Raw genomic sequence first — 11812 nt, forward strand, 5'->3', positions numbered from 1 at the left:
GGAACGAGGCCACCGGCACCCCTCGCGACCCCGCGTCCGACTTGTCGTAAACGCACGAGTGATGAGAATCTTTGCCGCACTGCTGGTCTCGCTCGCGCTCGGCGTGGCGTTGACCGCGTGCGGTACCGGTGACGACGCGGTCTCGCAGGGCGACACCTTCCAGTTCGTCTCGCCCGGTGGGCAGACCGTCATCACCTACGACCAGGCCGACCGCAAACACATCGCCGATGTCTCCGGCGAGAACCTGACGACCGGAAAACCGTTGTCGCTCAGTGATCCCGAGTTCGCCGACAAAGCCGTCGTGATCAATGTGTGGGGCTCGTGGTGCGGCCCGTGCCGCGGTGAGGCCGCCACCCTCGAGCAGGTCTACGAGCAATACCAGGGCCAGGGCGTCAACTTCCTCGGCATTAATCTGCGTGACAATCGGCAATCGGCACAGGACTTCGTGGACGACCGCCACGTCGGGTATCCGTCGATCTACGACTTCGCCGGGGCCTCGCTGGCCGCGCTGACCACCCCGACGTCGGTGGTGCCGACGACGATCGTGCTCGACCGGCAGCATCGTCCGGCCGCGGTGTTCCTGCGCGCGGTCAGCGCCGACGAACTCGGCGCGATGGTCGGCAAGGTGATCGCCGAGGACCCGGCACCCGGTGGTTCCCCGGCATCAAGCACTTCCACGGCGCCCGCGTCGTCCACCCCTGCATCTGCCGCTCCGTCGTCTGCCGAGGTGCCCCAGTGAGCGGTATCGGACAGACCTTCGCCGACACGGTGTCCTCCGGGCCGCTGCTGCTCGGGGTGGCCGCGGCGGCGGTCGCCGGGATGGTGTCGTTCGCCTCACCGTGTGTGGTGCCGCTGGTCCCGGGTTATCTGTCGTATCTCGCCGGACTCGTCGGTGCCGAGGCCCCCGCGGTCACCGTCGGCGAACCCGCCAAACGCGGTCGCTCTCGCGTGGCGATGGCCGCCCTGCTGTTCGTCCTCGGGTTCACCGTCGTCTTCGTCGCCGCCACCGCGACGGTGATCGGTTTCACCAGCACCGTCATCGTCAATCACGAACTGCTGCAACGCATCGGCGGGGTGGTCACCATCGTGATGGGGTTGGTCTTCATCGGCCTGATCCCGATGATGCAGCACGAGGTGCGACTGGCCCCGCGGATGGTGTCCAACATCGTCGGTGCCCCGTTGCTCGGTGCGGTCTTCGCGCTCGGCTGGACGCCGTGTCTCGGGCCGACGCTGGCCGCGGTCATCGCCACCGCGTCGGGCACCGAGGGGGCGACCGCCGCCAAGGGCGTCACCCTGATCATCGCGTACTGCCTGGGACTGGGTATCCCGTTCGTGGTGCTCGCGTTCTCCTCGGCGTGGGCGTTGCGCAGCCTCGCCTGGCTGCGCAATCATGCACGCGCCATCCAGGTCTTCGGAGGTGTCATGTTGATCCTCGTCGGTATTGCGCTGGTCACCGGACTGTGGGATCAGTTCATCGTCTGGGTGCGCGACGCCTTCATCACCGATCAGGTGTTGCCGGTATGACCCGCGCCGACACCGCGCTCGCCGACCGCCCGGCCCAGCCCAGCCCGCCCCGTCGCCCGCATTGGGTGCTGCGTCGGGTGCTGTGGCCGCTGCGCAACCTGTGGCGGTCGCTGACCTCGATGCGCACCGCGCTGGTGCTGCTGTTCCTGCTCGCGCTCGCCGCGATCCCCGGCGCTCTGCTCCCACAGCGCGAGCTCAACGAGCAGAAGACGCTCAAGTACATCTCCGACCACGGCACCCTGGGCACGTGGATGGACAAGCTGCAGCTGTTCGACGTGTTCTCCAGCGCCTGGTTCACCGCGATCTATGTGCTGCTGTTCGTCTCGCTGGTGGGATGCCTGACCCCGCGGCTGATCGAGCACGCCAAGAGTCTGCGCGCCAAACCGGTTGCCGCGCCCCGCAATCTGAGTCGCCTGCCGCGCCACCTCACCACCACCGTCGACGGTGATCCCGAGGAGATCGCCGAGCGGGTCTCGTCGAACCTGCGGGGTTGGCGACGCAACATCGTCGTCCGTGACGACGCAGCAACAGGCGACGACGCGGCAACAGGCAAGGTCGTCGAGGTCTCCGCGGAGAAGGGGTATCTGCGCGAATTCGGCAACCTGGTCTTCCATTTCGCCCTACTCGCCCTGCTGGTGTCGATCGCGCTCGGCAAGCTCTACGGCTACGAGGGCACCCGCAGTCTCGTCGCCGACGGTGAGGGCCTGTGCAACACCTCGACCGCGGTGTACGACTCGTTCCGGGCCGGCGCGATGGTCGACGGCACCGACCTCAATCACTTCTGTTTCAAGGTCGACGCGTTCTCCGCGACCTTCCTGCCCAACGGTCAGCCCGACATGTACGACGCGACGATGTCCTACACCAAGGGCGCCGGCACCTCCGCCGGTGACTGGCATCAGACGTCGGTGAAGGTCAACGACCCGCTGCGGGTCGCCGGCGACCGCGTCTACGTCCTCGGCAACGGATTCGCCCCGACGTTCACCGTCACCTTCCCCAACGGGGAGAAGCGCACCCAGACCGCCCTGTTCATCCCCGACGAGCTGCAGACGATGCTCTCCTCCGGCGCGGTGCGGTTCGACACCCCGGCGGGCCTCTACCCCGACGAGGACGTACGCCGCAAGAACCAGATCGCCATCGAAGGACTGTTCGCCCCGACCGCGGATTACCAAGGGACCCTGCTCAGTTCGTCGTCGCCTGTGCCGAACGACCCGCAGGTCGCGATCCGCATCTACAAGGGCGACACCGGACTCGACACCGGCCTCCCGCAGAACGCCTATTCGCTCGATCAGAGCCTCATCAACCAGGGCAGGCTGCAACGACAGGCCCAGGTGAACCTCGCCAAGGGCGCCAGCACGACCCTGGCCGACGGCACGGTCGTCAGCTTCGACGGCTACCAGCGCTGGGTGTCGGTGCAGGTCTCGCACGACCCCGCCCAGGACTGGGTACTGGTGTCGGCGGTGGCGATGCTGATCGGTTTGCTGGTGTCGCTGCTGGTGCGCCGACGCCGGATCTGGGTGCGGCTGGTGCCGGCGGATTCGGACCGGGCGGGCACCGACGATGGCAAACGACGTACGGTAGTAGAAATCGGCGGCCTCGCCCGGACCGATCAGGCCGGTTGGGGCGAGGGTTTCGACGAGCAGGCGGCCGGGTTGGTGGAGCCCGGCGGTGGCTCGGCGAAACGCATGTCGAGATGGCGCAAACTCTGACACGGGCGCACCCCACGGCGGCCGCACGCTCTTCCGCAGGACTGATGAGGTGAATCGATGAACACTGGTACAGAGCACGTCGACGAGACGCTCGCCCGGTACTCCGACCTGCTGTTCGGAACCGCCATCACCGTCTACGTACTGGCGATGCTGCTGTTCCTCGCGGCCCTCGCCGGCGCGCGGACCAGGCGGCTGGCGTCCAAGGAACTCGTCGGGGCGGGCGTCGGATCGGGTGCCACCGGAGCCGGTGCCTCCGGGGACCGTACCCCCGGCAAGATCGCCGACACCGCGAGCCGCCGGACCTTCTCCGAGACCCTCGGCGCCATGGCCTATCCGGTGGTCTTCGTCGGCCTGGCCGCGCACATCGCGTCCATCGTCTGCCGCGGGATGGCCGTCGATCGTGCGCCCTGGGGCAACATGTACGAGTTCATCTCGCTGACCTGTGCGGCCGGCGTCGTCGCCGGCGTCGTCGTGCTCCGTAAACCCGCGAACCGGCCGCTGCTGTCGTTCGTGCTGGTCCCGGTCGCGCTGCTGATGTTCATCGCCGGCACCGAGCTCTACACCCAGGCCGCCCCGGTGGTGCCCGCGCTCAAGTCGTACTGGCTGGCCATCCACGTCTCGATCATCTCGGTGAGCTCCGGCGTCCTGCTGGTGTCGGGGGTGTCGAGCATGCTCTACCTCGTCAAGATGGCGTGGGGCGAGAAGGCCGAGTCCCTCGAGCGCACCGAGACCGGCGCCAAGGGTGCGGTGATGCGTCTGGTCGCGCACATCCCGGGCGCCGACGCCCTCGATCGTCTCGCCTACAAATGCGTGGTCTTCGGCTTCCCGCTGTTCGGTCTGGGCGTCATCTGCGGCGCCATCTGGGCCGAATCCGCGTGGGGACGCTTCTGGGGCTGGGACCCCAAGGAGACCGTCTCGTTCATCGCCTGGGTGATCTACGCGGCCTACCTGCACGCACGTGCCACGGCCGGCTGGCGCAACACCGCGGCTGCCTGGATCAACGTCGCAGGCTTCGTCGCGATGCTCTTCAACCTGTTCATCATCAACCTGGTGGTCTCCGGCCTGCACTCCTATGCAGGACTGTGAGTAGCGCGGGACTCTGATCCGCAAAGGACCGAGCAGCCCCACACCGACACGAACGCGCCCCCGGAGCGGAGAACTCCGGGGGCGCGTTCGTTGTGGTATCGGGACGAGGTCGGTCAGTGGTCGTCAGTGCTGGTGATCGTCAGTGCTGGTGATCGTCCGGGTCGGACCCGTTGGTACCGCGGCTGCGACGGTCGAGGTCCATCAGGAACTCGGGATCGTCGTCGGGACCGACCGGGCCGCGTTTGGCGGCCGGTACGCGTGCGCCGTCGTCATCGATCAGGCTGGAACCGAAAACGCGCCACAACAGAAAACCGACGGCCATGATGCCGACCAACGTGAGCAGAAATGCCATGGCAACCTCCCACTCACCACATTACGCGACGGTAGACGGGGGATGCGTCGTCCGACCGACGTCAAAACAGCAGGTGTCGGGCGGCGTCGGCACTGAGGTAGTGGGGCGTGTGCTCATTGCATCCACCTCATGGCGCGGCTCGGTCGGCGTCGTGTGGACGGCGACACCGGCCGAGCCGGCCGCTGCGGCGGCGTCTCAGGGCACGCGACGGTTCAGCAGGGCGACGACGTCTTCTTCGCGGAAGCGACGATGCCCGCCCGGCGTACGGATGGAGCCGAGGATTCCCGAGCTGGCCCACCGCGCGACGGTCTTGGGGTTCACATTGAACATTGCCGCCACCTGTCCGGGGGTCAGCGTGTGCTGGCTCGCCATGCCCGGGGTGATCATCGACAGCGGGTTGGAGTGAATTGCGGTCATGGGAGGACTCCCTCGTGTGTCCGTGCCGAGAACCTGACGCTCTCGGACCCTTTGCGCGCAGTCGCGCGCTGACTCAATGAATACACGCAAAACGCCCAGGTACTCGAACCGTCAGCGGTAGGTAAAGAGAGTGCAAAGAAGCCTGTGACCTGCGCACACGTCCGACCAGTGCCTTTTACGTCCCCTTTGCCGACCCCGGTGACACCCTTGGTACAAAGTGGGCCCTCGACCGCTCCTCGACGTGCACGCCGACCGGGCGTGGTTTTGCGTCCATCGGGTGCCCATTTCCACCCATCGGGCGTCCGATTTCGTCGACCGTGCGCTCAGTGCCGTCGACCGTGCGCTCAATCCCGTCGACCGTGCGTCGATCCGCGTCCATCGGGCGCTCGCCCCTCACCGACCGGGGCAGACCGCGGCGGGCCGCCGGGCCGCGTCACAACGTACGCTGGTCGCCGTGAGTGAAGAGCGTAAACCGCAGGTCGGTATGGGCAGCCTCCTGGCGTCCATCGGCCTGTACACCCTGGCCCGTCTCGTGTTGGTGGTCGTGGTCGCCGCGATCATCATCGGCATCGGCAAGCTCGCGGGCGTCAACGTGCCGCTGCTGGTGGCCGCGGTGTTCGGGGTCCTGATCGCGCTGCCGCTGGGCATGGTCGTGTTCAAATCGCTGCGCACCCGCGTCAACACCCAGATCTCCGCCGTCGACGAGCAGCGCCGCAAGCGCCACGACGAACTGCAGTCGAAGCTGCGTGGCAGCTGACCCGAGCCGACCCGAGACGATGAGCCCCGCACGCACCATCGACATCGATCGCCGCGCCGACCGCTCCTGGGCCGACAACGCGGTCCGGCTGATCGAGGCCGACGCGCGCCGCAGCGCCGACACCCATCTGCTGCGGGTGGAGCTACCCGAGTGGTCGCGCTGGACCGACGCCGACGGCACGCCGGGCGGCGTCGACCTGTATCTCAAGGACGAGAGCACCCACCCGACCGGCTCGCTCAAGCATCGATTGGCGCGATCGCTGTTCCTGTATGCGATCTGCAACGGCTGGATCACCGAGGGCACCACCGTCATCGAGGCGTCGTCGGGATCGACCGCGGTCAGCGAAGCCTATTTCGCGCACCTGATCGGCGTGCCGTTCCTCGCGGTGATGACGTCGTCGACCTCGCCCGCCAAGACCTCCCTGATCGAACGAGAGGGCGGCCGTTGCCATTTCGTCGAACGGCCGGCGCAGGTGTACGCCGAGGCATTGCGTCTCGAGGCCGAACTCGGCGGCCACTTCATCGACCAGTTCACGATGGCCGAGCGCGCCACCGACTGGCGTGGCAACAACAACATCGCCGAGTCGATCTTCGCGCAGATGGCCGACGAGGAGTACCCGATCCCGACGTGGATCGTGGTCGGCGCGGGCACCGGCGGCACGTCGGCGACCCTGGGCCGCTACCTGCGCTACCGCCGTCACCCCACCTGGCTGGCCGTCGTCGACCCGGAGAACTCGGTGTTCCTGCCCGCCTACGAGAGCGGCGACGGCACCCTGACCTCCGAGATCGGTTCGCGCATCGAGGGAATCGGCCGCCCGCGCGTCGAGCCCTCCTTCGTCTCCCAGGTCATCGACCGCATGATCGGCGTCCCCGACACCGCCTCCATCGCCACCGCCCGCTGCGTCAGCGAACGACTGGGCCGCCGCGTGGGCGGGTCCACCGGCACCAACATGTGGGGCGCACTGAAACTTGTCTCGGAGATGGTCGGCGGACGACAGTCCGGCAGCGTCGTGACCCTGCTGTGCGACCCCGGAGAGCGGTACAGCACAACATATTTCGACGATGACTGGCTTGCCGCCCAACAGCTCGACCTCACCGCGCCGACGAGCGTCCTCGACGAGTTCTTCGCCACCGGTCGGTTCACCGGCTGATCCGGGAACGCCGGCCGCCGCGACGTACGCCGACGGCCACACCCTCGCTACCATCGACCCATGGCCGTGGGGGAGCGCAACCTCGTCGAGGCAGTCGACGTCGTCCGTGAATACCGGTTGGGGCAGGAGCGGGTGCGTGCCCTCGACGGGGTGAACCTGACCCTGCCGGGCGGGCAGTTCGTGTCGATCGTCGGCCCCTCGGGGGCCGGCAAATCGACGCTGCTGCACGTGATGGGCGCACTCGACACCCCCACCTCGGGGTCCATCCGCGTCGACGGCGTCGACCTCGGTGCCCTCGACGACAACGCCGCCTCCGAGTTCCGGCGCCATCGCGTCGGCTTCATCTTCCAGTTCTTCAATCTCGTCCCGACGATGTCGGCGTGGGAAAACGTTGCGCTGCCCCAACTTCTCGACTCCAAGTCGCTGCGCCGGGCCAAACCGCGCGCCGTCGAGCTGTTGGAGCGGGTCGGTCTCGGTGACCGCATCAACCACCGGCCGTCGGAGCTGTCGGGCGGGCAGATGCAGCGCGTGGCGATCGCCCGCTCGCTCATCATGGAACCAGCGATCCTGCTCGCCGACGAGCCGACCGGAAATCTCGACTCCACCACCGGACAGTCTGTGCTGCAACTGCTCTCCGACGTCGCCCACGGTTCCGGTGCTCATGACGAGCACGCCGGCCGGTTGGTCGTCATGGTGACCCACGATGAGCACGCCGCGGCGGTCGCCGACACCACGATCACCGTCCGGGACGGAAAGATCGCGTGAGCGCAGGCGCCGGTGGTCTCGTCGCCGGGTTCCTCGCCGGCTTCACCCGCATCCGGGTGCTCAATCTGCGCGAGATCCGGACCCACCGGATGCGCGTGTTCACCTCGCTCAGTGTGGTCGTGGTGTCCTCGGCGTTGCTGGTCGCGGTATTGGGCACCTACGGTTCGTTCACCGCGTCGGTGCGGGCCTTCAACTCGGCGATCTCCGGTGCCGCCGACCTCGAGGTCGCCGCCATCGCCGATTCCGGTGTCGACGCGGGCCTGGCCGCCGAACTGCGTCGTGACCTGCCCGACGCCAAGGCCGTGGTCCCGCTGATCCGCGGGTCGATCACCGTGGGCGGCACGCAGATCCCGTTGCTGGGATCGGACTTTCGGGTCACGGCGTTGTCGGGGGATCTCGCCGCCGCGCAGGGCGGGGTGTCGATCTCACCGGCCGACCTGGAGGACGGGATCATCGCCGGACCCGCCACCGGACTACGTGAGGGACAACAACTCACGATCGGTGACGACGAGGTACGCGTCGCCCGGGTGGTCACCGGTCCCGACGCCGACAAGCTCAACGAGGGTAGGTACGCGTTCGCGTATCTGCCGCTGGCGCAACGTCTCACCGACCTGGCCGGCCCGGCGGGCACCGCGGGCCGGGTGACGTCGATCCTCCTCGTCGCCAAGCCGGGAGCCGACGTCGGACATCTGCGCGCGGAGGCCACTCGCGTCGTCGACGGTCGAGCTGTCGTGGTGAACCCCGACTTCCGGGCCAAGCAAGCGGAATTGGCGAGCTCGGTGACCCGCGACTCGACGCTGCTGGTGGCGTTGGTGTCGCTGGTGATTGCTGCCTTCCTGGTGTTCAACACGATGAACATGGCGGTGGCCGCCCGGCGCCGATCCCTGGCGATGGTGCGCGCGTTGGGTGCCCGCCGCACCCACCTCGTCGGTGACATGCTCGGCGAGGCAGCGTTGTTCGGCATCGTCGGCGGTGCGATCGGGGTACCCGTCGGAGTTCTCGCCGGACGCTGGGCGGTCTCTCAAGTCCCGGAGACCACCCGGGACGGGGTGACCATCGCGATCACGTACCACTTGCCTGCGTATGTACCGGTCGTCGCGATCCTCGCCTGCGTCGTCTCCTGCGTCGGTGCGACGAGTCTGGCTGCGCGATCGGTGTTCTCGGTGTCCCCGGTGGAGGCGATGAGTCCCGGCGAGGTCGCCGACGGCGTGCCCCGTCGTGGTGTGGCGGTGTGGGTGGCGGGACTCGTCGGCGTCGCCGCGGTGATCGGCGCCTGGATCATCGTGTTCACCGTCCCCGGTAGGCCGGCCATCGTCGCCGGCGCCGTCTACGCCATCGGTGCGTTGCTGATCTGCTTCGCGTTCACCCGACCACTGGTCACCGCAGTCGTGCTGTTGGCCAGGGCATTCCGCGGCCCGGGCCGCCTGGCGTCGGTGAACACCGGGCGCGCCCCGCGTCGTGCGTGGGCCACCCTGATGACGGTGGCCGTGGCGATCGCCGTCGGTATGGGAACCTCCGGTGCCCTGGACAATCTCGTCTCGTCGATCTCCACATCCCTCGACGGTCTCGGCGATCCGGACTACTACGTGTCCTCCTCCACCTCGGACGAGGTGCCACTGGGCCCTGTCCTGCCGCCGCGGATCGCCACCGAGGTCGCCGCCGTGCCCGGGGTGAGTGCGGTGATCGGCGGCCAGTGGGCCAACGTCAACATCGGTGAGGACCGTGCCCTCGTCCAGGGACTGGTGCCCGGCTCACGCGCCCCGTTCATGCGCAAGGCGAGTCCCGACGCGGTCCGTCAGGTCCTCGCCGGCAACGGGATCATCCTGTCGAATGTGCTCGCCCGTGCCCTCGGCGTCCACACCGGCGACGTCCTGCGCATCGCCACGCCGACGGGCTACCAGCAGACGGTGGTCCGCGACACCGTCGACTACGTCGCCATCGACTCCGGCACCGCCGCGGTCTCGAGCGCCCTGCTCGGCCGCTGGTTCAACCGGCCCGGCGACACCTATCTGCAGGTGATCACCGCGCCCGGCGCCGACAAGACCCAGGTGCGCGCGGCCCTCGACCGCATCGCTGCGCAGATCCCGCTCGACGGCGGACTGCACGCCCACGTCTACACCGGGGCCGAGGCGCTGGCCGCCACCCAACGCCAAGCCCAGCAGGCCGGCGGCTTCACCGTCGCCATCCAGTGGATCGTGTCGGTGGCGGCCGCCGTGGCGCTGCTCAACACCCTGTTGTTGTCGGTGATCGAGCGCCGACGCGAACTCGGCGTCCTGCGCGCCATGGGCGCCTCCCGACGATTCCTGTCCCAGATGGTGCTCGCCGAAGCCGGGGCGGTCGCCGTCGTCGGCGCACTCCTCGGACTCGTCATCGGCGTTGTCCTGCACCTGCTGAGCGACGAGATACTCAGTGCCACCACCTCATTGGACATCGCGTACTCGCCCCGGCCGATCACGCTGGTGTTCGTCGGGGTGTCGGTGGTGCTCTGTCTCGTCGGCGCGCTCGTGCCCGCCCGCCGGGCCGCGCGCATGAACATCACCGAGTCCATCGCCAACGAGTAGCGCCCCACTCTCGCGACAGCGCCCTCCCCACTCTCGCGACAGCGCCCTCCCCACCGTCGACAGCGCTCTCCTCACCGCCGACGGCGCCCACCCCGTCAAACTTCTCGTCAATAATTCTTGACAACCACTCGACGTCAACATAACCTGACACCATGCACGACGAACAGACCAACGAACCCACCGAGGCCGACCGCCTCGCCGGGGCCGCCGCGAGCGACGACCCTTCTCGAGGTCTGGCCGCGGTACGCGCCCTGCGCACCCTGGCCGACCGCCTCGAGGAAGTTCAGGTCGCCAACGCCCGTGACCAGGGCTGGAGCTGGCAGGCGATCGCAGATGTTCTGCAGATCAGCCGGCAGGCCGTGCACCAGAAGCACTCACAACGCGATGCCCAGTGATGGGCCGCACGACTTCGTAAGGAGAACCATCATGTTCGGTCGATTCACTCGAGACGACAAGATGCTGCTGGCATTCGCCACGCAAGAAGCCGCCGACCTGGAACACCACCGGCTCGGCAACGACCACCTCATCCTCGGGATGCTGTGCAACGCACGGACGCCGCTGTACGGCGTGCTCACCGAGGCGGGGTTGAACCTGATCGACGCGCGAGACGCCTCCCGCGCCTATCACGACGAGAACGACACCGACGACGACGATGCCGAGCAGAGCGCCGCCGACCGCTACGAGGAAGACCGAGAAGCGTTGCGCTCCATCGGAATCGACCTCGACAAGGTACGTGCCGCGGTGCGCGACCGCTTCGGCGACGACCTCGCCGACGGCTGGGCCGAGCGCCCGCACCGGGGTCGCGGACGCGGACGCGGGGACTGCGGCCCCCGAGGCGGACGGGGCCGCGGACATGGCCACGGTCGTGGTCGCGGACGCGGCGGCTACGGACCCCAGGCCTGGGGCCCTCAACCGTGGGGACCGCAAGCCTGGGGACCTCAGGGTTACGGGCCACAGGGTTACGGACCCCAGGGTTACGGACCACAGGGCTGGGGCCCGGCGCCCTGGGCACCGCAGGATGCCGACGCCGAGGACGGACAGTCCGAGGGCTGGGGCCCCGACCGCCGCGGACGCGGCTGGGACGGACCCGGATTCGGCCCCGGCGGACCCTTCGAACCCGGACGCGGCCGACGCGGGCCGCGCGGTCGTGGCATGCGTCCGCGTTTCGCCCCCGAGACGCGTCAGGCGCTCGAGGCTGCGGTCCGCATCGCCCGTGAACGCAACGACCGCGGGCTCCGCGCCGAGTACCTGCTGCTCGGCATCATCGAGGTCGCCGACCCCGCGTCGGTGGCCGTGATCAACTCGGCGACCACGCCTGACGATCTCAAGGCCGCGATCCTCGCGAGCCTGCCGGAGGCGCCGGCCGGGGTCTGATACCTCGCCGCGCCGACGAGAAAGCCGGCCGTACGCACTGTGCGTACGGCCGGCTTTCGGTGTCCGCTGCGCCGGAACCGGGCGTATCGGACGCCCGCACGCGCGGGTACGGTGATGGGC

At 68.5% G+C, this 11812-nt stretch carries 12 protein-coding genes; 10 read left to right on the top strand and 2 right to left on the bottom strand.

Annotated features, from left to right (window positions below):
• The first annotated feature begins 61 nt into the window (after positions 1 to 61).
• From AC5ZH6_RS05530 to ccsB, 4 genes are read left to right on the top strand one after another with little or no spacing between them, the layout of a single operon-like run.
• On the top strand, positions 62 to 739 hold the full coding sequence (locus AC5ZH6_RS05530; RefSeq protein WP_496168604.1) for a TlpA family protein disulfide reductase: 678 nt from the start codon (positions 62 to 64) through the stop codon (positions 737 to 739).
• A complete protein-coding gene (locus tag AC5ZH6_RS05535) occupies positions 736 to 1524 on the top strand; it encodes a cytochrome c biogenesis CcdA family protein (protein WP_006372680.1) in 789 nt (262 codons plus the stop codon). Before AC5ZH6_RS05530 ends, AC5ZH6_RS05535 begins: the two co-directional genes overlap by 4 nt.
• Entirely contained in the window at positions 1521 to 3230 is a 1710-nt protein-coding gene (gene resB, locus AC5ZH6_RS05540) for a cytochrome c biogenesis protein ResB (RefSeq protein WP_496168605.1), read from the top strand. Before AC5ZH6_RS05535 ends, resB begins: the two co-directional genes overlap by 4 nt.
• A 57-nt stretch (positions 3231 to 3287) precedes the next feature.
• Complete coding sequence (gene ccsB / locus AC5ZH6_RS05545) at positions 3288 to 4316, top strand: c-type cytochrome biogenesis protein CcsB (RefSeq protein WP_496168606.1); 1029 nt, start codon at positions 3288 to 3290, stop codon at positions 4314 to 4316.
• Between the two features lie 139 nt (positions 4317 to 4455).
• Here the strand turns inward: ccsB and AC5ZH6_RS05550 are convergent, their stop codons facing one another.
• Entirely contained in the window at positions 4456 to 4668 is a 213-nt protein-coding gene (locus AC5ZH6_RS05550) for a hypothetical protein (protein WP_006372677.1), read from the bottom strand.
• Positions 4669 to 4863: 195 nt separating this feature from the next.
• Complete coding sequence (locus AC5ZH6_RS05555) at positions 4864 to 5085, bottom strand: BldC family transcriptional regulator (RefSeq protein ID WP_006372676.1); 222 nt, start codon at positions 5083 to 5085, stop codon at positions 4864 to 4866.
• A 484-nt stretch (positions 5086 to 5569) separates the two neighbouring features.
• On the opposite strand from AC5ZH6_RS05555, the gene AC5ZH6_RS05560 reads away from it, so the two are divergent.
• From AC5ZH6_RS05560 to AC5ZH6_RS05585, 6 genes are all read left to right on the top strand, one after another.
• Positions 5570 to 5842: a DUF4229 domain-containing protein gene (locus tag AC5ZH6_RS05560; RefSeq protein ID WP_210738916.1), complete on the top strand. Its 273-nt coding sequence runs from the start codon at positions 5570 to 5572 to the stop codon at positions 5840 to 5842.
• A 19-nt stretch (positions 5843 to 5861) separates the two neighbouring features.
• Positions 5862 to 6992, top strand: a complete 1131-nt coding sequence (cds1, locus tag AC5ZH6_RS05565) for an L-cysteine desulfhydrase Cds1 (protein WP_020172248.1) — start codon at positions 5862 to 5864, stop codon at positions 6990 to 6992.
• Between the two features lie 60 nt (positions 6993 to 7052).
• A complete protein-coding gene (locus AC5ZH6_RS05570; RefSeq protein WP_020172247.1) occupies positions 7053 to 7757 on the top strand; it encodes an ABC transporter ATP-binding protein in 705 nt (234 codons plus the stop codon).
• A complete protein-coding gene (locus AC5ZH6_RS05575; protein WP_496168608.1) occupies positions 7754 to 10318 on the top strand; it encodes an FtsX-like permease family protein in 2565 nt (854 codons plus the stop codon). Before AC5ZH6_RS05570 ends, AC5ZH6_RS05575 begins: the two co-directional genes overlap by 4 nt.
• Positions 10319 to 10470: 152 nt before the next feature.
• Positions 10471 to 10713, top strand: coding sequence for a helix-turn-helix domain-containing protein (locus tag AC5ZH6_RS05580; RefSeq protein WP_006372671.1), 243 nt, complete (start codon positions 10471 to 10473; stop codon positions 10711 to 10713).
• Between the two features lie 31 nt (positions 10714 to 10744).
• Complete coding sequence (locus AC5ZH6_RS05585) at positions 10745 to 11692, top strand: ATP-dependent Clp protease ATP-binding subunit (protein WP_496168610.1); 948 nt, start codon at positions 10745 to 10747, stop codon at positions 11690 to 11692.
• The last annotated feature ends 120 nt before the right edge of the window (positions 11693 to 11812 follow it).

Source organism: Gordonia sp. YC-XJ4 (assembly GCF_059511865.1).